The organism is Pseudomonas sp. NPDC079086 (genome assembly GCF_044542155.1).
GTDB lineage: Bacteria > Pseudomonadota > Gammaproteobacteria > Pseudomonadales > Pseudomonadaceae > Aquipseudomonas.
Window position 1 is genome coordinate 1,251,734 of the sequence record NZ_JBITTY010000001.1, and the last position, 19,440, is coordinate 1,271,173.

Annotated in this window: 20 protein-coding genes; 1 reads left to right on the forward strand and 19 read right to left on the reverse strand. The window is 62.8% G+C overall.

The window, feature by feature from the left end:
• Positions 1–7 precede the first annotated feature (7 nt).
• Genes ACIGEK_RS05885 through ACIGEK_RS05950 form a run of 14 tightly spaced genes read right to left on the reverse strand, consistent with a single transcriptional unit; the run spans position 8 to position 13,125 of the window.
• Complete coding sequence (locus ACIGEK_RS05885) at positions 8–1,255, reverse strand: NAD(P)/FAD-dependent oxidoreductase (protein WP_397492392.1); 1,248 nt, start codon at positions 1,253–1,255, stop codon at positions 8–10.
• Positions 1,242–2,393, reverse strand: coding sequence for a sodium:proton antiporter (locus ACIGEK_RS05890; protein WP_397492393.1), 1,152 nt, complete (start codon positions 2,391–2,393; stop codon positions 1,242–1,244). The genes ACIGEK_RS05885 and ACIGEK_RS05890 overlap by 14 nt, the downstream gene beginning before the upstream one ends.
• Positions 2,390–4,732: an MMPL family transporter gene (locus tag ACIGEK_RS05895; RefSeq protein ID WP_397492394.1), complete on the reverse strand. Its 2,343-nt coding sequence runs from the start codon at positions 4,730–4,732 to the stop codon at positions 2,390–2,392. Before ACIGEK_RS05895 ends, ACIGEK_RS05890 begins: the two co-directional genes overlap by 4 nt.
• Entirely contained in the window at positions 4,722–5,315 is a 594-nt protein-coding gene (locus tag ACIGEK_RS05900; protein WP_397492395.1) for an outer membrane lipoprotein carrier protein LolA, read from the reverse strand. Before ACIGEK_RS05900 ends, ACIGEK_RS05895 begins: the two co-directional genes overlap by 11 nt.
• Positions 5,312–5,737 carry an acyl-CoA thioesterase gene (locus ACIGEK_RS05905; RefSeq protein ID WP_397492396.1) on the reverse strand — a complete coding sequence of 142 codons (426 nt, stop codon included), beginning with the start codon at positions 5,735–5,737 and terminating at the stop codon, positions 5,312–5,314. The genes ACIGEK_RS05900 and ACIGEK_RS05905 overlap by 4 nt, the downstream gene beginning before the upstream one ends.
• Positions 5,730–7,262 (reverse strand): histidine ammonia-lyase, encoded by a 1,533-nt coding sequence (gene hutH, locus ACIGEK_RS05910; protein WP_397492397.1) that lies wholly within the window; start codon positions 7,260–7,262, stop codon positions 5,730–5,732. Before hutH ends, ACIGEK_RS05905 begins: the two co-directional genes overlap by 8 nt.
• Complete coding sequence (locus tag ACIGEK_RS05915; RefSeq protein ID WP_397492398.1) at positions 7,252–8,178, reverse strand: glycosyl transferase; 927 nt, start codon at positions 8,176–8,178, stop codon at positions 7,252–7,254. Before ACIGEK_RS05915 ends, hutH begins: the two co-directional genes overlap by 11 nt.
• Entirely contained in the window at positions 8,175–8,909 is a 735-nt protein-coding gene (locus tag ACIGEK_RS05920) for a glycosyltransferase family 2 protein (RefSeq protein ID WP_397492399.1), read from the reverse strand. Before ACIGEK_RS05920 ends, ACIGEK_RS05915 begins: the two co-directional genes overlap by 4 nt.
• Positions 8,902–10,572, reverse strand: coding sequence for an AMP-binding protein (locus tag ACIGEK_RS05925; protein WP_397492400.1), 1,671 nt, complete (start codon positions 10,570–10,572; stop codon positions 8,902–8,904). Before ACIGEK_RS05925 ends, ACIGEK_RS05920 begins: the two co-directional genes overlap by 8 nt.
• Complete coding sequence (locus ACIGEK_RS05930) at positions 10,569–11,114, reverse strand: hypothetical protein (RefSeq protein WP_397492401.1); 546 nt, start codon at positions 11,112–11,114, stop codon at positions 10,569–10,571. The genes ACIGEK_RS05925 and ACIGEK_RS05930 overlap by 4 nt, the downstream gene beginning before the upstream one ends.
• Complete coding sequence (locus tag ACIGEK_RS05935; protein WP_090380641.1) at positions 11,114–11,374, reverse strand: acyl carrier protein; 261 nt, start codon at positions 11,372–11,374, stop codon at positions 11,114–11,116. The genes ACIGEK_RS05930 and ACIGEK_RS05935 overlap by 1 nt, the downstream gene beginning before the upstream one ends.
• Before the next feature lie 11 nt (positions 11,375–11,385).
• Positions 11,386–11,646 (reverse strand): phosphopantetheine-binding protein, encoded by a 261-nt coding sequence (locus ACIGEK_RS05940; protein WP_090249897.1) that lies wholly within the window; start codon positions 11,644–11,646, stop codon positions 11,386–11,388.
• Positions 11,621–12,436 carry a lysophospholipid acyltransferase family protein gene (locus ACIGEK_RS05945; RefSeq protein WP_397492402.1) on the reverse strand — a complete coding sequence of 272 codons (816 nt, stop codon included), beginning with the start codon at positions 12,434–12,436 and terminating at the stop codon, positions 11,621–11,623. The genes ACIGEK_RS05940 and ACIGEK_RS05945 overlap by 26 nt, the downstream gene beginning before the upstream one ends.
• The gene (locus ACIGEK_RS05950) at positions 12,409–13,125 is read right to left on the reverse strand and encodes a beta-ketoacyl synthase chain length factor (RefSeq protein WP_397492403.1); all 717 of its coding nucleotides are present in this window, start codon (positions 13,123–13,125) and stop codon (positions 12,409–12,411) included. The genes ACIGEK_RS05945 and ACIGEK_RS05950 overlap by 28 nt, the downstream gene beginning before the upstream one ends.
• Positions 13,126–13,341: 216 nt before the next feature.
• On the opposite strand from ACIGEK_RS05950, the gene ACIGEK_RS05955 reads away from it, so the two are divergent.
• Positions 13,342–14,115 (forward strand): ParA family protein, encoded by a 774-nt coding sequence (locus ACIGEK_RS05955; RefSeq protein ID WP_397492404.1) that lies wholly within the window; start codon positions 13,342–13,344, stop codon positions 14,113–14,115.
• A 57-nt stretch (positions 14,116–14,172) separates the two neighbouring features.
• Here the strand turns inward: ACIGEK_RS05955 and ACIGEK_RS05960 are convergent, their stop codons facing one another.
• The 5 genes from ACIGEK_RS05960 to ACIGEK_RS05980 form a co-directional block, all read right to left on the reverse strand.
• Positions 14,173–14,973 (reverse strand): universal stress protein, encoded by an 801-nt coding sequence (locus ACIGEK_RS05960; RefSeq protein ID WP_397492405.1) that lies wholly within the window; start codon positions 14,971–14,973, stop codon positions 14,173–14,175.
• 88 nt (positions 14,974–15,061) lie between these two features.
• Positions 15,062–15,505 (reverse strand): PaaI family thioesterase, encoded by a 444-nt coding sequence (locus ACIGEK_RS05965; protein ID WP_397492406.1) that lies wholly within the window; start codon positions 15,503–15,505, stop codon positions 15,062–15,064.
• Positions 15,506–15,599: 94 nt separating this feature from the next.
• Positions 15,600–16,034: a thioredoxin TrxC gene (gene trxC, locus ACIGEK_RS05970; RefSeq protein WP_397492407.1), complete on the reverse strand. Its 435-nt coding sequence runs from the start codon at positions 16,032–16,034 to the stop codon at positions 15,600–15,602.
• A gap of 59 nt (positions 16,035–16,093) precedes the next feature.
• Positions 16,094–17,371 (reverse strand): bifunctional O-acetylhomoserine aminocarboxypropyltransferase/cysteine synthase, encoded by a 1,278-nt coding sequence (locus ACIGEK_RS05975; RefSeq protein WP_397492408.1) that lies wholly within the window; start codon positions 17,369–17,371, stop codon positions 16,094–16,096.
• A 122-nt stretch (positions 17,372–17,493) separates the two neighbouring features.
• Positions 17,494–19,290 (reverse strand): SLC13 family permease, encoded by a 1,797-nt coding sequence (locus ACIGEK_RS05980; RefSeq protein ID WP_397492409.1) that lies wholly within the window; start codon positions 19,288–19,290, stop codon positions 17,494–17,496.
• Positions 19,291–19,440 lie beyond the last annotated feature (150 nt).

A 19,440-nucleotide genomic window follows, 5' to 3' on the forward strand; every position in this document is an offset into this window, starting at 1 on the left:
AATGTCCTTATTCGTGACTGGCGCAGATTTCAGCAAGAACGCGCAGGCGTCGCTTGGGTTCGGCGACGTAGGGGTTGCTCTGGTCCCAGGCGTAGCCGGCGAGGATCGAACTGATCATCCGGCGGATTTCCGGCTGGGCCTTCTCGAAAAAGATCACGTCCTGGAAGCTGCCGTCGTACCAGCCCTCGACATACACGCGGAAGGTGTCGACGCCGCGCTTGAGCGGGATGGCAAACTCTTGCTCCCAGTCCACCGTCTCACCACTTAACTGACGATGCAGCAGGCCGGCGGCCATGTTCGCCGAGCGCATGGCGATGGTCACTCCGGAGCTGAACACTGGGTCGAGAAACTCGGCGGCGTTACCGAGCAGGGCAAAGCCCGAGCCGTGCAGGGCTTTGACGTTGGCCGAGTAGCCACCGATGGTGCGCGCCGGAGTGTCCCATACGGCATTTTTCAGCACATTGTGCAGACTGGGCGTCTCCTCAATAAACTGCTTGAGGCAGGCATCCAGGTCATCTGGGCGGCCCTGGAAACGGGTGGCATCCGCGACCACGCCCACCGAGCAGCGGCCGTTGCTGAATGGGATGGTCCAGAACCACACATCGCGCAGTCCGGGGTGGGTGCTGATCAGGATTTTTTCGCGGTCAAAGCCGCTGCCCTCACTGCGGTCTTCGACGTGGGTAAACACCGCCTGGCGCACCGGGAAGCTTGAGGGTGTGTCGAGGTCGAGCAGGCGCGGCAGCACCCGGCCGTAGCCGCTGCCATCGAGGACGAAGGCGCATTCAACCTGGTATTCGTGGCCATCGGCGAGGCGGCGTACGCTGAGGCGTGGACAGTTGCCGCTGAAATCGACGGCGAAGATTTCCTCTTCATAGCGAATTTCCACGCCTTGCAGCTCAGCCTGATCGGCCAGCAGCTTGTCGAAGTCGGCGCGTTGTACCTGATAGGTCGAGCCCTGCCCTTTGGTAAAGGTGTCGCGGAAATCGAATTCGGTGTAACGCTCACCCCAACCAAAGGCCGCGCCATGCTTGGTCTGGAACCCTGCCGCACGCACCGCGTCGAGCATGCCGGCTTCTTCGACGAAGTCCAGGCAGTGCGAGAGCAGGCTTTCGCCAATCGAGAAGCGCGGGAAGCGCTGGCGCTCCAGTACCAGCACGTCATGACCGTTGCGCTTGAGCAGCGCCCCGGCAATCGCTCCTGACGGGCCGGCACCGATGACTACAACTTGGCGTTGTTCGACTTCAAGAGACTTCATAGCGGCTTCTTGCCTCATGCATGACGGCGTTTGGGTAAGCACCGGCCAGGGCCGGTAATAGGGTTGAGATCAGGCCCATCAGCATCAGGGCGAAATACAGGGCCGGGCTGATTATCTGCTGTTGCAGCAGCAGGTTGAGAAAGATGATTTCAGTCAGACCGCGGGTATTCAACAGCAGGCTTTCGCGCCACTGCCCCGCATAGGCGCGTAGCTGACCAGCGGCCCAGTTCAGGCCCAGCCAGTTGCCGACCAGCTTGCTGATGATAGGCAGCAGCAACAGCGCCGCGAACTGCCAGGCAGAATACGCCTGCCAAGCGTTTTGCCAATCGATCTGCAATAGACCGAAGGCCAGAATCAGTGGCACCGCTAGCCAGGTTTGCAGCCAGCGCAGCACGCCGGCGGGTAGCGGCAGGCGTAAAGGCAGGCGCAGGGCAGTGAGCAACAGCAAATAGGCGATGCCGAACACCAGCGCGTTCAAATGCAGCTGCTGCATCAACAGCAGTAAGGCGAGAAAGCAGCCGCCATTGAGTCGCGCCGAGCGCAGCGGCAGCAGCTTCAATAGCAGCGGCAGGCCGGCGGCTAGTAATGGCCAGAGTAGGGTGGCCGGGTTACTGCTGCCCTGGGCCAGGCCAAAGATCAGCCAGCACAGCACGTCCATGATGATCGCCGCTTGCAGCAACTGACGAATCTTGGCCACTGGGTAGCCGAGGTGCTGCAGGTAGAGAAACAACACCGGAATGGCGGTCAGGGCAAACAGTAGGCCCACGGCAATAGTGGCCAGGCCGCTTTGTTCCGGCAGCAGCCAGAAGGCGCAGGCCAGGCCGCAGAAGAACGGCACAAAGAAGCTCGGCAGGGCGATCTGCAGGCTGCCCGGTTCCAACTGCAGATCAACCACATCGCTGAGGATATGGCCCAGCAGTAGGCAGAAAGCCACACCATATAAAGGCTCCAACCAGGCCGGTGCGAGCAGCTCGTTGGCGCCGAAGCCAAGCGGTGCGGTCCACAGCATCAGCAGCGGCAGGGCGAGGGTGGCCAGCAGCAACTGGCTGACAATCGGAATCAGGCGCAGGCGTTTGCCCATCCACGTCGCTAGGGCAAACAGTGCGAGCATTGCCAGCCAGGCCAGGGCGATGGTCATAGCGTCTGCGCCTGGTTTTGCCGGGTGTGCTGGGTGCCGGCCCAGGGCGCGAGCAGGAAGCAGAACAGCAGGCCAAGGCTGATCGCCAGGCCGAAGTTGGCAATCGCCGGGGTGTCGCTGATCAGCAGCAGGCCGAACGACAGCCAGCTGGTCAGCGCCGAAAGTAGGGTGCCGAGCAGGCTGACGGCCGGGCCGCCGATGTTCTCGCGCATCAGGATGGCGTAATCGACGCCAATGGCAGTGATCAACAGCAAACCGAAAAGACTGAACAGGGTCAGCGGCTGGCCTAGCCAACCGAGGCAGGCCAATGCTGTTAGAGCCGCCAACAGCGGCAGGCAGACCACCCGCAGCGCGCCGCCAAGTCCGAAGGGCAGGCACAGCAATAACAGGATGGCGATTGAGGACAGCAGCTTCAGTTCGGCGGCGCTGAGTTGGGTGGCGCTAAACAGTGCGTTGAGTTCGCTGATTCGATCCACCAGTTGCACCCCAGGTAGACCTTCAACAAGGGACTTGAGTTGGCTGCTGTCGCTCAGTCCCTGCAGGCTGACCAGGCCCGCTACACCCTCGGCATTGCTGCCTAGCCACAGTGGTCGCCAGGCTTCGCCCAGTGGGCTGGCCAGGGCCTGCTCCAGGCTGGCTGGGTGGTTTTGCTGGAGTTCCAGCAGCTCGCTGTGCAGCGCTACGGGTGGAATGCCTAGGTCGAGCAGCGCTTGCCAGTGTTCTGGCAGCCTTGCCAAGGCCGCGTGCAGTTCCTGCTGCTGGCTATCGGGTGCAACCAGTTGGCTCAGGGCGCGGTAGTCACGCAGCTGGCCGTTCTGCACCGCCTGATCCAGGCGCTGACTCAACGCCACCTGGCGCTCCAGCAACTGCTGCGGGTTAGCGGCGCGGACCAGGAAGAACTGGCTGGTGGGCTGCTGCCCGGTCAGCTCGGCGATACGCTGGGCTTCGGCGAGCAGTTCCGGCTCCTTGCCCAGCCACTGGCGCAGATCGTTCTGCGCATGCAGTTGCCACAGGCCGCCTGCGCAGAACAGCAGCAACAGCACCAGTAGCGGCGCGCTCCCAGTTTTCGTCAGCAGGCGTGCCCGTCCAGCCAGCAGGCGTTGGCTAAGGCTCAGCAGTTGTGGCGATGGGCTTAGGCGCAGGCCGCGCAACCAGGCTGGCAGCAGGCATACCGAGCAGAGGTAAGCGGCGATCAGCCCAGCGGCGGAGAACAGCGCGACCTGGGTCAGCGCCGGAAATGGGGTAAAAGCCAGCGCCAAGTAGCCGATCAGGTTGGTACCCAGGCTCAGGCTCAGGCCCGGCAGGGTGGCGCGCACTGCGCCCCAGCTGGTCCAACCGTCCGCGCCCTCGACGTTGCTCCAGCTTTTGCTTAGGTAATGTTGCGGATAATCGGCGGCGACTCCGACTAGGCTGGCACCCAGTACCAGGGTCAGCGCGTTGATCTGGCCGAACACCAACACGCAGGCGGTGCAGCCAGCGAGCAGCGCCATGCCGATGGGTAACAGGCTGACCAGCACCCGCACGCGGCGGAAGGCCAGCAGTAAGAGCAGCAACGTACCGAGGGTGGCGCCGCCGCCAATCAGGCTGATCTCGCGGGTGGCCTTGGCTTGCCCGGCGGCGGCGTACAACACGCCACCGGCTGCGAGAAGTTTGCCGCCGGCTGTTTCGACCTGCGCGCGGGTAGCGGCGACCTGAGCGGCAATCAGCGGTGGTTTCTGCATATCGAAGGCGCTGCCTTGGGCGCTGGCGCGCAGCAGGGTCCAGGTCATGCCCGGTTCTTCCAGCAGTAAGGCTCCGCTGCTTAGGTCGGCCTGGATATGGCTGCCGGGGTTCAGTGCCTGCTGTGCACGTACGCCCAGGCCCAGCCAGTCCTGCTCGATGGGTAGCAGGCTGAAACCGGCGAAGGTGTCGAATAGCTGCGTGGCGCGTTGTTCAATCAGTTGTTGTGGTTGCTCCAGCAACAGCTGACGATCTGCCGTCGTCAGCAGCGCCAGGCGATTGCTGCGCAGGTAGTCGCGTAGCGCCGCGAGGTCGCTGTCGACGCTCCACTGCACCTGAGCGAAACGCCCACTGCCACGCCACTGCTCGCCAATCTGCTGCACCAGAGCAATCGCCTGTTCGCGCTGTGGGTGGCCGATTAGCAGCAACAGGTCGCGATTAAGCGGCTCCTGTATACGTTGTTCGGCCTGCTGCACCAAGGCGTCGCCACTGCCGGCCGGCAATAGCGCGAGCATATCGGCCGCCACGGGCGGGCCGTTGCGCCACTGCCAGGCGGCGAGCGTGAGCAGGGCCGCGAGCAGCAGTAAAAAGCCGCGCGGCAGCCAGCGTTCACTGAGCAAAGTCGCGCTGCTCCTGCTCGGTTAAGGCATCGCCGGTCTGGCTGTCGGGTAACCGCAGCACCGTGCGATCACCTTGGGTTTCCTGCAGCTCGATGCGTTGCACCAGCACGCCACCGTCGATCTGGATGTTGCTGAAAATCTGCTTGAGCAAAACGGAATTCGGCACCAGGCGCAATTGCCAGGCTGCGGCGGTGCCGCTTAGTTGCAGCTGAAAGTCTTTGGACAGGCCGCTATGGTCGCCTTTGAGTACTGCAAGAAACAGCCGGCTCTGCTGGGCAGCGACATCCTGACCGGGTTGTTGTTGCCAACTGCTGGCGGTGCGCTTGGCGATACCCTGGCTATCGATGCGGTAATCCTGCTTGAGCGGGCTTTGCAGCTGCCAGAGCAGGCCGAGGTCGCGGCTCAACACAAACTGGCCACGACTGGTCAGCGGCTGCGGCAGGGCGCGCAGGTGCTTTTCCTGAATCAGCGGGCCACGGACCACGGCAGGCTTGGCCAGCTGGGCGCTGAGCTCGTCGAGGTCGAAGGCCAGAGCACTCTGGCTCAGTAACCAGAGGCCAAGGCATACCAGCAGGCGCTTCACGCCAACACCTTCGCAACGGCGTCGATCAGCGCCTTAGGCGATGCAAATTGCATCTCGCGCGTGGCGATTTCCACCGCCACTTGCACGCTGCTGCCGCGGGTCATGCGCTCACCGCTGGCGGCGTCCACGATCAGGTAGTTGATCTTCAGGCGGTTCTCCCACTCCACCAGATCGGCGCGCACGACGATTTTCTGGCCGAACTGGGCGCCACGGATATAGCGCAGTTGCAGGTCGATCACCGGCCAGGCGTAGCCGGCATCGCGCATCTGCATGTAGTTATGGCCGAGTTTGTCGAGCAGGGCGCAGCGCGCCTGTTCGAAGTATTTGACGTAGTGGCCGTGCCAGACCACTTCCATCATGTCGACGTCGAAGAACGGCACCTGCAGTTCGATTTCCGCCTGCAATACCCCCTTGCTACGCATAGAGCCTCCAGTGCTGTTCGCGGATACGCACCAGGCACAGGCGCAGTTCGGCTTCCAGGGCGCGGTCTTCGATCACCGGGTGGAAGTCGACGGCCAGCTGTTCGCGCATGGCGGCAACCGGCGCCGGGATGTTGATCTTGCCGTCGCGCTGGCGCAGCCACACGCCCTGGTTGGCGGCCAGCAGGGTGGCAGCGGCGACCTGTTCGGTCAGCTCCAGGCTACGCAGGGCGTCGCGGGCGGCGATGGTGCCCATGCTGACTTTGTCCTGGTTGTGGCACTCGGTGGAGCGCGAGAACACGCTGGCCGGCATGGTGTTTTTCAGGGCTTCGGCAGTCCAGGCGCTGGTGCCGATCTGCACGGCCTTGAAGCCGTGGTTGATCATTGCGCTGACGCTCGGCGCGCCGGACAGGTTGCTCGGCAGGCCGTGGTTGTAGCGGGTGTCGACCAGCAGGGCGAGCTGGCGGTCGAGCAGATCGGCGACGTTGCCCACCAGGTTTTTCAGGCTGTCCATGGCGAAGGCGATATGCCCGCCGTAGAAGTGCCCACCGTGCAGCACGCGCTCGGCTTCGGCGTCGATCAGCGGGTTGTCGTTGGCGCTGTTCAGTTCGGTTTCGATGAACTGGCGCAGCAGGCCCAGGCTGTCGGCCAGCACACCCAGTACATGCGGTGCGCAGCGCAGCGAGTAGCGGTCCTGCAGGCGATGCAGCGGCGCGGTCGGCGCGTCGATGGCCAGGTCCTGACGCAGCCAGGCGGCGACCTGCATCTGCCCCGGGTGCGGCTTGGCGGCAAACAGGCGCTCGTCGAAATGTTCCGGGTTGCCTTCCAGTGCCACCACGTTAAGTGCGGTGATGCGCGTGGCCAGCTTGAGCAGGTACTCGGCGCGGGAGAACGCCTGGCAGGCCAGGGCGGTCATCACCGCGGTGCCGTTCATTAGCGCCAGAGCTTCTTTTGGACGCAGGGTCAGCGGTGTCCAGCCCAGCTCGGCATGCACGTCGGCAGCGCTGCGGCGCTCACCCTTGAACATCACTTCGCGTTCACCGCTGAGGGTGGCGGCGACATAGGACAGCGGCGTCAGATCACCACTGGCGCCCACCGAGCCTTCTTCCGGGATCAGTGGCAGCACGTCAAATTCGAGAAACGCCTGCAGGCGTTCCAGCAGCTCGACGCGCACCCCGGAAACGCCCTGACACAGCGATTGCAAACGTGCAGCGAGCACCGCACGGGTCGCCGGCTCATCCAGCAGCTTGCCCAGGCCACAGCCATGGAAAGTGTAGAGGTGACGCGGCAGCGCCTCGACCTGGTGCAGCGGCACGGCCACTACGCAGGAGTCGCCGTAGCCGGTGGTGACGCCGTAAATCACGCCTTCCTTGTCCAGCAGGCTGTCGAGGAAGCGCGCGCCCTTGGCGATTTTTTCGCGGTAGGCGGCATCGCTTTGCAGCTGCGCCGGGGCGCTGCGGCTGGCCAGGGCGACAACCTGTTCGATGCGCAGGGGCTGTTCGCCAAACACGATTGGATCAGTCGTCATCTTCATTCCAGAACGGGTAGAAATTGAACCATTGCAGGGGCGCATCCAGGCAGCGTTGCGCAAGCAGGTCGGCGTAGCGTTGGGTCCAGTGGCGGATCACCTCGTCACGTTCGCTGCGCTTCCAGTGCAGGCGCTCGGCGAAGGGCTCGATGATCACCTGGTAGCGGTTATCGATTTTCAGGCAGTGAATCAGATTGACCGGGCATTGCAGCAGCCCGGCCAGCAGCCACGGGCCTTGCGGGAAGGCGGCGGGCTTACCGAGAAAATTCACGCTGACCTTGCGGCTGCCCTTGAGTGGCACGCGGTCGCCGGCAATCGCCAGCCATTCGCCGCGTTCCAGGCGCTCCGATAATTGCAGCATGATCGCCGCATCCAGTTCGCTGACCTGAATTAGCCGCAGGTGGGTGGCACCGGCCTCGCCGAGCAAGCGGTTGAACTGTTCGGCGTGTTTGGTGTGCACCAGCACGTTCATTGTCACCCGCTCGCCGAGTTCGGCCAGGGCGCGGCAGACTTCCAGGTTGCCCAGGTGCGCGGCCACCAGCATCTGCCCACGGCCTTGCTGGTGCAGTTGCGTGCAGGCGTTGCTTGGGTCGATCAGGGTTACCTGTTCCAGGCCGAGCTTGCCGTTCCACACATCGAGCTTGTCGAGCAGGGTGTCGGCGAAGCTCATAAAGTGGCGCAACACCGACAGGCGGCTGGGCTGCAGTTCGGTGCGGCCGCTCCAGTTGGCCAGATTGCGCTGGTACTGGCGGATGCTGCGCCGCGCCTTGGTGCCGAACAGGTAGAAATACAGCACGATCAGGTACAGCAGCGGGCTGATCAGCCGGCGGCCGAGCAGGCGCGCCAGCCAGGCGGTGAACTTCATCAGAACAAAACTGCCGCGCTCGCGCTGCCCGGCCCAATGCTGCTGGCTCATCCGCGCCACCTGCACCAGAGAATCTGCGGCGCGCGCAGCAACATGCCGAAGAACAGTTTGGTGTGCATCTTCGAGATCAATGCGTTGTCGAGCCACAGGCGAAAGTGCGAAAGGCCATCCAGTGGGTAATGCACCTTGGTCGGCAGCCAGTGCATCGGCTGATTACGCCAGGCCAGGCGCACCAGAACTTCGGTATCGAAGTCCATGCGCGTGCCGAGGTGAACCGAGTCGATGAGCGCCAGGGTGGCTGCTAGCGGGTACACGCGAAAGCCGCACATGGAGTCGCGGATGCTCAGCGACAGGGTGTTGATCCATACCCACACATGGGTCAGGTAGCGGGCGTAAAGGCGACCTTTCGGCACACTCTCGTCGTACTGTGGATAGCCGCAGATCAGCGCCGTTGGTGCGGATTGAGAGGCTGCGAGGAATGCGTCGACATCACCCAGGTCATGCTGGCCGTCGGCATCCACCTGCAGTGCATGGCTAAAACCCAGGCGCGCCGCTTCACGCAGGCCGGCCATCACTGCGCCGCCCTTGCCCTGATTGACTTCCAGGCGCACCAGGTAGGTGTCGGGCAGTGTGGCCAACTGCTCCATTACCGCGGCGCAGGCTGAGCTGGAGGCATCGTCTACCAGTACGCAGGCCAAGCCGGCTTTATGTAAAGCGGCAACCACCACGGGCAGCGCGTGCTCGTGGTTGTAGACCGGGATCACCGCGCAGGGCTTATGCACTGGCAGCCCCCAGCAGAATCCGTCCGGACGAGCAGGCTGCTTCGCCATTGCGGAAGGCGAAGTACAGCTTGCCGCGCGCAGCGTCGAAACGCAGAGTTAGCAGCAGCCGATCGCCGGGGCGCACCAGTTGCTGGAATTTCAGCACTTCCATGCCGCTGAAACGCGGTGGTAGATCCTCGATCAGGCTGCGCGCCAGTTGCTGCGCCCAGTCGACCTGCACCACGCCGGGCAATACGGGGGTCTGCGGGAAGTGGCCGGTGAAGTGTGCCAGGTCCAGCGGCACTACCAGCTGCAACTGCCATTCGCCGTCCTGCTCCACGGCTGAAAGTGGCTCGACCTGGGTCGGCCGAGGCGCCGCCAGCAGCGTTTCGACCGTGGCTTGCGCCAGCTTGCCCTGGCTGTTGTAGGGCAGCTGCGCAAGCAGGCGCCAACGGCGCGGCAGGGCGATGGCTTCGCAATGGCCTGCCAGATGACGGCGCAGGGTTTCGGTGACGGTTTTGCGCCCCTGGTTGCGTAGCGCATGCAGGCCAGCCGGGCTCAAGGCCACCAGCGCACCGAGGTAGGCGCGGCCTTCCTGCACCACGCCCAGGCGCGCGTCACTGAGCCATTCGTGGCTGCTTAGCGCCTGTTCGAGCATGGGCAGAGAAATACGTTTTTCTTCCAATTTGATAATCCGGTCCAGGCGACCGCGCAGGGCGAAGCGGCCATCGGCCTGGATTTCCACGGCATCGGCAGTTTGTTCGCGATACCCGTCTGGCAGATAGGGTGAGGTCAGGTGCAGTGCACCTTCGGCGTTCTGTCCCAGCTCGACCCCGGCAAACGGCGTCCACAACTCGCCGCCCTGACGCCAGGCAATGCCGCCGGTTTCCGAGCTGCCGTAGATTTCCGTGGGCCATTGGCCAAGCAGCTCATGCAGCTCGGCTGCTGTCTCGCTGGGTAGCGCACCGCCCGAGGAGAACACCTGGCGCACTGCACGCAGGGCTGGCCAGTTGAGGTTGTTGCCCATGCGTTTTAACAACGCAGGGCTGGCCACCCAGGCGAAATCAGTGCCGGTTGCCAAACTTTCACGCTGCAGATCTTCGGGGAACGGCTGGGCGCGGCGCAGAAAGACGCGGCCGGCGCACAGCGGCCAGAGCACGCGAAACAGCAGGCCGTAGATATGCTGGGTGGCGACGCTGCCCAGGATGGTCGCGCTGCCCAGTTGCTTGCCCCATAGCTGCTCCAGGGCGGTTACTTCATTGGCCAGCTGGCGCAGGGATTTGTCGATCAGCTTGGCTTCGCCGCTGGAGCCGGAGGTGCACAGGGTCAGTCGGCATTGGTCGAGATCAAGCGGGGCGGGCGGCAGCGCAGCGCTGTCGGCGTTAAGCAGGCCATCGAGATTGTCCAGCCACAGGTCACACTGCGCACTCATGCGCTGGCGGGTCTGTGCCTGTGCGTCGGCCGGCAGCAGTACGGCAATCCCGGCGCGCCAGGCGGCCAGCAGGGCAATGGCCAGCTCAGCGGCATCGTCGAGGTACAGCGCCAGGCGCTTTACGCCACGGCGTTGCAGCTCAGCCGCCAACTGCAGGGCGTGCTGGCGCAGCTGGGGCTGATCCAGATCCGCGGTTACTGCGCGCCCTGGGTGGGCTTCGAGCAGCAGGTGCTCAAGGGGCAGCCAGTTCATTCATGTCTCCTTACACGCTGGCGCACCAGCCACTCTCCGGCAAACAGCAGGCCCATCAGGCCGTAGGCAATCAGCCCGGTATACAGCGTCCACCAGCTCAGCGGCGCCCAGAAATTAAGCGCCACCACCACCAGGCCGTTGGCCAGGAAGAACCAGGCCCAGACGGCGGTAACCAGGCGCGTGTAGCGGATCGCCACCTCCGGCAACTGCGGCTCGGTCAGACGCGCCAGGCGTTCGATCAGCGGCGGGCCGAACTTCAGGCTCAGGCCGAACAGCGCCAGCAGCAGGCCGTTAAGCAACACCGGATACCAGCGCAGCAGTGCAGGCTCACCGGCCAGGCCGAGCAACAGGCAGAAGCCCAGGGCTACTGCGGTCATCCAGCGGTTGCCGGGCTTGCCCCATTGGCTCAGCGCACGCACCAGCCACAGGCTGCCGAGCACGACGGCGAACAGGCGTGGCGACAGATGCTCCATGCCGTAATACACGGCAAAGGGATAGAGCAGCCCGGCCAGCAGTAGGAGCAGGCCAAATAGGCGACTCATTATTCGCTGGCTGGGGCGTTGACCAGCTGCAGCACCGCCTCAACCACGTCACCGACGGTGCGCACAGCCTTGAACTCTTCGGCCGCGAGTTTTTTGCCGGTCTGGCGTTTGATATGGTCGATCAGGTCTACAGCGTCAATGCTATCGATCTCAAGGTCCTGATAGAGGTTGGCTTCCGGCGTAATACGCTCGGCGTCCAACTCGAACAGCTCGACCAGTGCATCGCGCAGGGTGTCGAAAATCTCTTCACGGGTTTGCATCGGCGGCTTCCTCAGGCGGTCTGTTGCGATGACACGAATGCCGCCAGGCTGGCTACGTTGGCAAAGTGCTTGCGGGTGTCTTTGGCTTCGGCGTCGATCTTGATGCCAAAGCGTTTCTGGATGGCCAGGCCGAGTTCCAGGGCGTCTACCGAATCCAGGCCCAGGCCTTCACCGAACAGAGTCAGGTCGGCGGCGATGTCTTCTGCCGCCATGTCCTCAAGGCCCAGAGCGTCAATGATCAGGTTCTTAATCTCCAGCTGTAAATCGCTCATCTTTGGCGAGCTCCTTCATAAAGTGTTGGTGCAGAAAATCGTTGAGTTTGCGTGAGGCAATTGGCGGTGGCCCCATGGCATTGAATTGCTGTGGGTCAATATCCTCGCCTACGCGCAGACGAATGTGAAAACGGCGCGACGGAATGCTGTACCAGGGCTCGGCTTTGGTCAGGGTGGTGGGGCTGACGCTGATCACCACTGGGGTGACGATGCGTGCGCCACGCACGGCAATGGCCGCAGCGCCGCGATGAAACTCGGGGCTGTGCCCCGGCGTGGTGCGCGTGCCCTCGGGGAATATCACCAGGGTCTGGCCGCTTTGCAGGGCGCCGGCTGCTTCGTCGAGCATGTCCATGCTGCCGCTGTTGCTGATGTAGTGGGCCGCGCGCAGTGGCCCGCGCATGCTCGGGTTATCCCACAGGCTCTGTTTGACCACGCAGTTGGCGTCACGAATAAAGGCGATCAGCACCACCACATCGATCAGTGAAGGATGATTGGCGATGACCATTTGCCCAGGCTGGCCGAGGCGCTCGATGCCTTCGACTTCGTAGGTCAGCACGCCGCTGCGGTACATAAAGCGTACAAACAGGTAGAAGGTTTTGCTTACCACGGCGCGGGCACGGGTGCGCCGGACCAGACTATCGCCGGGCAGCAGGGTCAGCAGCGGAAAGATCAGCACGCGTAATAGCACGCCGCCGATGCCGAACAGGCTGAAACTCAGGGCCGTGGCAAGCAGCCGCCACCAGTAGGGCGCGCTGTAGCGGCTCAGACCTTGCTGCGTGACCAGGTCCATTGTCGGCTCTTCCAGTGGTGCTGCAGGGTCGGCTGGTCGCTGCACAGGGCGCGTACCAGGTTGAGAGCGTGAGGCCATTCGCTGCTGGCGCCGTTTGCTCGGCTCAGTTGCAGTTGCCAGTCATCACCAGGCGTCAGTAGCAGGCCAACGGCATAGGGAAACGGCACGTCATCGATAAAAGGCGCGTAAAGCTCGGGCGGGGTTTCTTCGGCAATCACCAGCAGCACCGCAGGGGCGCCGTCGTGGAGCATGCCGCAGGCTTCCAGCACAGCATTCTCCAGGCCGTCGCCGGCACCGGCAATGGCGGTCATTTCGCTATGATCGCCGCGCTGGATCGACCACAGGCCGATGATTGCGTTGTGCACCGAGAGACTGAACTGGGTCGGCGACAGCGGCTCGCCATGCGCCAGGTCCGTGAGGATGGTCAGGGTGCGCGGGGTTTCACCGTGGCGGCTGGCAAACACCATGGGTAATTGTGGATGTGCTTCAGCCAGCGGCCAGGCGACGTGGAAGGCCATTCTTGCCAGACGGCTCAGGCGTCGGCGCTGCATGGCCGGCAATGCGCTGACATCCGGTTGTTGGCCAGCATCCACCAGGCGCGACGGTGCCTGATGCCAGGCGCACCAGTCAGCCGTGCTGTCCAGGCCAGGAGCCCAGGCACGCCATTGTTCGATCCTGAAATGTGTCACGCGGTGGGCGTCCGTGTCGGCTGCCGCCAGCCGCAACCAGCGTAGGGCTTGGCAGCAGATGTGGCGAAGTGCTGGCATTATCCAGACCGCGCGGGTCGTGCGCAAATCCGCAGCCTGCCGTTCTGACCAGAGGCGGCGCGCTTTTGCCGAAAATCTCGCCCTTGTCACGTACTTTGCATAGAATCCAAGACCATTTCGGTGCTCAGAGGATGTTTTATGCGGCGCGTGATCTTCAATCAGAAGGGCGGAGTGGGTAAGTCCAGTATTGCCTGCAACCTGGCTGCGGTCAGCGCCTCCCAGGGCTATCGCACGCTGCTGATCGACCTGGACGCCCAGGCCAATTCGACCCATTACCTCACCGGCCTGACCGGCGAGGACATTCCCATGGGCATTGCCGAGTTCTTCAAAGGCACGCTGTCATCCGCGCCGTTCGGCAAGAAAGGCAGTGTGGATATCTACGAAACGCCATTCGAAAACCTGCATGTGGTTACCGCCACGGCCGAACTGGCTGACCTGCAGCCCAAGCTGGAGCAGAAGCACAAGATCAACAAGCTGCGCAAACTGCTCGAAGACCTCAGCGAGGATTACGAGCGGATTTATCTGGACACCCCGCCGGCGCTGAATTTCTACACCGTCTCCGCGTTGATCGCCGCCGACCGCGTGCTGATCCCGTTCGACTGCGACAGCTTCTCGCGTCAGGCGCTGTATGGCCTGTTGCGCGAGATCGAAGAACTCAAGGAAGACCATAATGAGGGCCTTGAGGTTGAAGGTATCGTGGTCAATCAGTTCCAGCCGCGTGCCACGCTGCCGCAGCAGCTGCTCGATGAGCTGGTCGCCGAGGGCTTGCCGGTGCTGCCGGTCAACCTGATGAGCTCGGTGAAGATGCGTGAATCGCACCAGGCCTGTACGCCGCTGATCTACCTGGACCGCGGCCACAAGCTGACCCAGCAGTTTGTCGAGCTACATGACCTGCTTAACAGCGCTGACTGAGTGGGCCTGAATAACAAAAAAGCTGCCTAGGCAGCTTTTTTGTTGGGCGCAGAAAACCTAACGCACGACATAGATATCGCAGGGCGCCTTATGCAGGAAGTGCTGCGCAAGGCTGCCGAGCAGGGCTTGCGACAATGCGCTGCGGCCGTGGCTGCCGAGTACCAGCAGCTCGGTGTTGGTGCTTTTCAGGCGTGCTTGCAGGCAGCGCAGGATGCCGCCTTGCTCCACCGAATGGGTCAGGGTCGGGCCTGTTTCCGGCAGGTTCTGCGCTTCATCTTCGAGCAACTGATTGATTAGGGCTTTCTGCGTGGTCAGTTGCGCTTCGATCTGCTTGGGCGTGCCCTTGTCTGGCTCGAATACGTGCAGCGCATGCAGTTCGGCAGCTTCCGGCAGCAGGCGATAGGCCTGGCCGAGGGCGCTGCAAGCGCAAAGTGAGAAGTCGATGGCCGCTAGTGCGCGCTTGTATGGCTTGAAGTCGTTGCGCGCCACCAGCAGCAGCGGCACTGGGCAGTTACGCGCAATGCGGTCAAGGCTTGTGCCGGAGAAGAAGTCGTGGCGCTGGTGATGGCCGCCGAGTACCAGCAGGTCGCAACCTAGCGCATTGAGTTGCTGCAACACCACTTCCGAGGGCTTGATGCCAGTGCGGACCAGCAATTGGCTGCCGGGCGGGGCGTACTGGGTAATGCTGCGATCCAGCGCCTGCTTGGCCTGCTCATGCTCCTGACTGCTTTTGCTCGGGTCGAGCACATGCAGGATGGTCAGTTTGGCGTTGAACTGCTTGGCCAGCTGCGTGGCGCGGCACAGCGCCATATCCGCAGTGTCGCGCAGGTCGTGGGCAATAAGGATGTGACTGGGCATGGTCGGCGCTCTCCTGCCGATGCATGTCGGCACATTTATTGTGACCTCGAGTCATAGCTGGACTTTTGACCTAGGGCAAGGTCAGGTGTCAGTGTGCGCGTAATTGATACAGGCCGCGACTCTCGACCACTACTTCACCACTCTCGTCGGTCAGCTGCAACTGTAAAACATACTCGGCTTTGCCGAGTTCTGTTGCCTGCTTTTGCAAGTGCTGGATTTCTTCCGCTGTAAGGCGCGCTTCGACCCAGATATCGCCGCTGGCTGGGCGGCGAAAGCGCAGGTTCATTTCCTTGACGATGGGGTAAAAACGCTGGGCATCGAAGCTGGTGAGAAATAGCGCACCACCGGGAATTTCCGCGAGGGTAAACAGCGCGCCGGCGTACATGCTGCCGATATGGTTCTGGTTGTTCGCCAGCGGCATACGCAGGCGTACGTGACCCACTTCCAGTACTTCGGCCTTGAGCCCGCTGCGCTGGACAAAGGCGATATGTTCTTCGGTGAGCTGGCGTACCAGTTCAATTGGCATCGTCATGTTTGGCTCCACACCTATTGTTGTGCAGCCAGCCTAAAGGTTGGTCGATGGCAGGGTAATGACCGGCAGGTCGCCGCTCGATTGACCGATTCGCTCAGATGCCCTGCTGGCGTAGCCAGCCAAACAGTTGCGGCAAGGGCAGTGCGCCACTCTGCCGGGCAACTTCCACGCCGCCCTTGAGCAGGATCAGCGTCGGGATCGAGCGGATGCCCATTTCCGCCGACAGCTGTGGGTTGGCTTCGCTGTCCAGCTTGGCCAAGCGACAGTGGCCCTGCAGCTGCGCGGCTGCCTGCTCATAGATCGGCGCAAAGCTGCGGCACGGGCCGCACCAGCTGGCCCATACATCGATCAGCAGCGGCAGGTCGCCCTTGTTCTGCGCATCGAAGTTGGCCTGAGTGAGCTCGAAAGGCGTGCTCGGCAGCACCTCGGCCTTGCAGCGGCCACAACGCGGCGCATCGCCCAGGCGTTCGGCGGGGATACGGTTTAGACCGTTGCAGTGTGGGCAGGGGATCAGCAGGGGATTGGACATGGGCGACTCCAGAGGCGGTTACCCTAATCTGGAGTCGCTTGCGCGGATATCAAGGGCGATCAGCTTGCGGCAGCGTCCAGGGCCTGGGCCAGGTCGGCGAGGATATCGTCGCTGTGCTCGATGCCGATGGACAGGCGCACCATGTCGCGCGGCACGCCGGCGCGCTCTAACTCTTCATCATTGAGCTGGCGGTGGGTGGTCGAGGCCGGGTGGCAAGCCAGCGATTTGGCGTCGCCGATATTCACCAGGCGCACCACTAGCTTGAGTGCATCGATAAAGCGCGCTCCGGCTGCCTGGCCGCCGACGATGCCGAAAGACAGGATCGACGCCGGCTTGCCGCCGGTGTAGCGCAGGGCCAGGTCGTGCTCGGGATGATCCGGCAGGCCTGCGTATTTCACCCAGGCCACCTGCGGATGATTTTGCAGGTAACGGGCGACCTTCAGCGCGTTTTCGCAGTGACGCTCCATACGCAGGGCCAGGGTTTCCAGGCCTTGCAGGATAAGGAAGGCGTTGAACGGCGACAGCGCTGCGCCGGTGTTGCGTAGCGGTACCACGCGGCAGCGGCCGATAAAGGCAGCGGGGCCGAAGGCTTCGGTGTAGGTCACGCCGTGGTAGGACGGATCTGGGGTGTTGAGCAGCGGGAAACGCGTCTTGTTGTCGGCCCAGGGGAACGTGCCTGAGTCGACCACGATGCCGCCGATGCTGGTGCCGTGGCCGCCGATGTATTTGGTCAGCGAGTGCACGACGATGTCCGCGCCATGTTCAAAGGGGCGGCAGAGAATCGGCGTGGCCACGGTGTTGTCGACAATCAACGGCACGCCATGGCGGTGTGCGGCAGCGGCCAGGGCGGCGAGGTCAACGATATTGCCGGCCGGGTTGCCGATGGATTCGCAGAACACGGCTTTGGTTTTATCGTCGATCAGCGCTTCCAGGGCAGCAATGTCGTCGTGGGCGGCAAAGCGGGTCTGGATGCCGAAGCGCGGTAGGGTGTGGGCCAGCAGGTTGTAGGTGCCGCCGTAGAGTTTGGCCACCGAGACGATATTGTCGCCGACCTCGGCTACCGTCTGGATCGCGTAGGTGATGGCCGCCATCCCCGAGGCCACGGCCAGCGCGCCGACGCCACCTTCCAGGGCTGCCACGCGCTCTTCGAGCACGGCGTTGGTCGGGTTCATGATCCGCGAATAGATATTGCCAGCGACCTTCAGGTCGAACAGGTCGGCGCCGTGCTGGGTGTCATCGAAGGCAAAGGAGCTGGTCTGGTAAATCGGTACCGCCACCGCCTTGGTGGTCGGGTCGGGGCTGTAGCCGGCGTGGATGGCCAGGGTTTCCAGTTTCATGCGCGCGTTCCTTCAGGGCAGATTGAAAGTTCGCAGCATGGATACAGCAGCAAGGCCCGGTCAATGCGCTGGAGCAATGAAACGGGCCTTGGCTTAGATCAATACGATTACAGCTTATGCCGTCAAACCGGGGTCAGCGGGAAGAACCAGGGAATAACGAAGCTGGCGACCACCCACAGCAGCAGGTTGAGCGGAATACCGACCTTCATAAAGTCGGTGAAGCGATAGCCGCCGGCGTTGTAGACAAATGTGTTGGTCTGATAACCGATCGGCGTGGCGAAGCTGGCGCTGGCGGCGAACATCACCGCGACCACAAAGGCGCGCGGATCAACGCCAAGGTGCTGGGCCATGCCGATGGCAATCGGCGTGACCAACACAGCCACTGCGTTGTTCGACAGTACCTCGGTCAGGATTGAGGTGAACAGGTAGATGAACGACAGCATCAGCAGTGGTCCGGCCCAGGGCATCAGGCCCATGACATTGCTGACCATCAGGCTGACCAGGCCGACTTTGTTCATGGCGATGCTGATGGCCAGCATGCCGAAGATCAGGCTGAGGATTTTCCAGTCCACCGCTTTGTAGGCGTCTTCCACGTCCAGGCAGCGGGTGGCCAGCACGGTCACTGCGCCGATGATCGCCAAACCCTCAATGGGCATCACGCCAAACGCAGCGAGGATCATCACGGCCAGGGTGGCGATGATTGCAATCGGCGCTTTGTCACGACGGAACGCACGGTCCTGCACCGCGTTAAGGCTGATCAGCTCACCGTTGTCGGCAAAGCGCTTGATCTGTGTCGGCGTGCCTTCCACCAGCATCACGTCGCCAAACTGCAGTTCGAAGTCGTCCAGGTTGCCCTGGATATTCTCGTCCTGGCGGTGCACGGCGAGCACGGCGATGCCATAGCGCGCGGTCAGGTCGAGGTCGCGCATCGGCCGGTGGCTGTAGCGCGAGTTACGCCCGACGATGGCCTCGGCAAGGATCACGTCATGGCTGCTGATGGTCTCGAAGGCATCGCTGCGGTTGAAGATCAGGTGGCCGCTTTCGCGCAGCTCCACCACATCCTTGACCTGGCCGTGCAGCACCAGGCGGTCGCCACTGGCCAACAAGGTGTTGGCCGCTGGTTCGGTGAGCTCCAGCTCCTCGCGGAACAGCTTGAGCACCAGCAAACCACTGCCGCCGTTGAGATTGGCTTCATGCAGGGTCTTGCCGATTACGGGTGAATCGTGCGGCACCAGCAGCTCGGTCATAAAGGTGCGGTCGAGGTCCGGGCGCAGCTGCTTGGACAGGGTTTCGCGTTCAGGCAGCAGGTGGCGGCCGATGGTCAGCAGGTAGAGCATGCCGACACTGGCCAGGATCAAACCCGCGCCAGTGATCTCAAAGATACCGAAGGGCGCCAGGCCCGCCTTGCGCGCCACGCCATCTACCAGAATATTGGTCGAGGTGCCGATCATGGTCAGGGTGCCGCCGAGGATGGTGGCGTAGGACAGCGGAATCAGCAGTTTTGACGGCAGGGTGCCGGCGCGGCGTGCCAGGGCAATGGCCACTGGGGTAAGGATGGCCACTACTGGGGTGTTGTTCAGGCAGGCGGAAATCACCAAGGCGGTGAGGGTCAAGCCGGTAAGTACGCGGATCGGGCTGGTGCCGACCAGATTGCCCAGCCAATTGCCGAGGGCGTCAATACAGCCGGTGCGCTCTAGTGCGGCGGACAGCACGAACATGCAGGCAATGGTCACCGGCGCCGAGTTGCTGAGCACGCTGAGCACTTCCGCAGGGGTCAGCAGCTGGGTAATCAGCAGCGCCGCCACGGCAATGGCGGCGACGATGTCCGGGCTCCACTTCTCGCGCACAAAGGCATACAGCACCCAGATCAGCAGGGCGCCGACAAACAGCAAGGGCAAGGGCAGTGAATCCCAGAACATGTACATCCTTAGCGTGCGAATCTCGTATGAGGTATCGGGCGCGCCAAATTCGAACCGGCGGCCACGCAAGGCGGAGAAGATAAGGGTTGCTGCTTAGAGAGTCTAAGAATGTTTGGGAAGGTTTATATGCCTTTTCGATTTAATGGATAA

What these genes read in the sequence shown, in the direction of transcription:
- hutH (WP_397492397.1), bottom strand. Translation starts at nt 7,262, where the DNA reads ATGACGACTGATCCAATCGTGTTTGGCGAACAGCCCCTGCGCATCGAA.
- ACIGEK_RS05975 (WP_397492408.1), bottom strand. Translation starts at nt 17,371, where the DNA reads ATGAAACTGGAAACCCTGGCCATCCACGCCGGCTACAGCCCCGACCCG.
- ACIGEK_RS05940 (WP_090249897.1), bottom strand. Translation starts at nt 11,646, where the DNA reads ATGAGCGATTTACAGCTGGAGATTAAGAACCTGATCATTGACGCTCTG.
- ACIGEK_RS05965 (WP_397492406.1), bottom strand. Translation starts at nt 15,505, where the DNA reads ATGACGATGCCAATTGAACTGGTACGCCAGCTCACCGAAGAACATATC.
- ACIGEK_RS05890 (WP_397492393.1), bottom strand. Translation starts at nt 2,393, where the DNA reads ATGACCATCGCCCTGGCCTGGCTGGCAATGCTCGCACTGTTTGCCCTA.
- ACIGEK_RS05945 (WP_397492402.1), bottom strand. Translation starts at nt 12,436, where the DNA reads ATGGACCTGGTCACGCAGCAAGGTCTGAGCCGCTACAGCGCGCCCTAC.
- ACIGEK_RS05930 (WP_397492401.1), bottom strand. Translation starts at nt 11,114, where the DNA reads ATGAGTCGCCTATTTGGCCTGCTCCTACTGCTGGCCGGGCTGCTCTAT.
- ACIGEK_RS05915 (WP_397492398.1), bottom strand. Translation starts at nt 8,178, where the DNA reads ATGAGCCAGCAGCATTGGGCCGGGCAGCGCGAGCGCGGCAGTTTTGTT.
- ACIGEK_RS05935 (WP_090380641.1), bottom strand. Translation starts at nt 11,374, where the DNA reads ATGCAAACCCGTGAAGAGATTTTCGACACCCTGCGCGATGCACTGGTC.
- ACIGEK_RS05980 (WP_397492409.1), bottom strand. Translation starts at nt 19,290, where the DNA reads ATGTTCTGGGATTCACTGCCCTTGCCCTTGCTGTTTGTCGGCGCCCTG.
- trxC (WP_397492407.1), bottom strand. Translation starts at nt 16,034, where the DNA reads ATGTCCAATCCCCTGCTGATCCCCTGCCCACACTGCAACGGTCTAAAC.
- ACIGEK_RS05885 (WP_397492392.1), bottom strand. Translation starts at nt 1,255, where the DNA reads ATGAAGTCTCTTGAAGTCGAACAACGCCAAGTTGTAGTCATCGGTGCC.
- ACIGEK_RS05905 (WP_397492396.1), bottom strand. Translation starts at nt 5,737, where the DNA reads ATGCGTAGCAAGGGGGTATTGCAGGCGGAAATCGAACTGCAGGTGCCG.
- ACIGEK_RS05955 (WP_397492404.1), top strand. Translation starts at nt 13,342, where the DNA reads ATGCGGCGCGTGATCTTCAATCAGAAGGGCGGAGTGGGTAAGTCCAGT.
- ACIGEK_RS05960 (WP_397492405.1), bottom strand. Translation starts at nt 14,973, where the DNA reads ATGCCCAGTCACATCCTTATTGCCCACGACCTGCGCGACACTGCGGAT.
- ACIGEK_RS05925 (WP_397492400.1), bottom strand. Translation starts at nt 10,572, where the DNA reads ATGAACTGGCTGCCCCTTGAGCACCTGCTGCTCGAAGCCCACCCAGGG.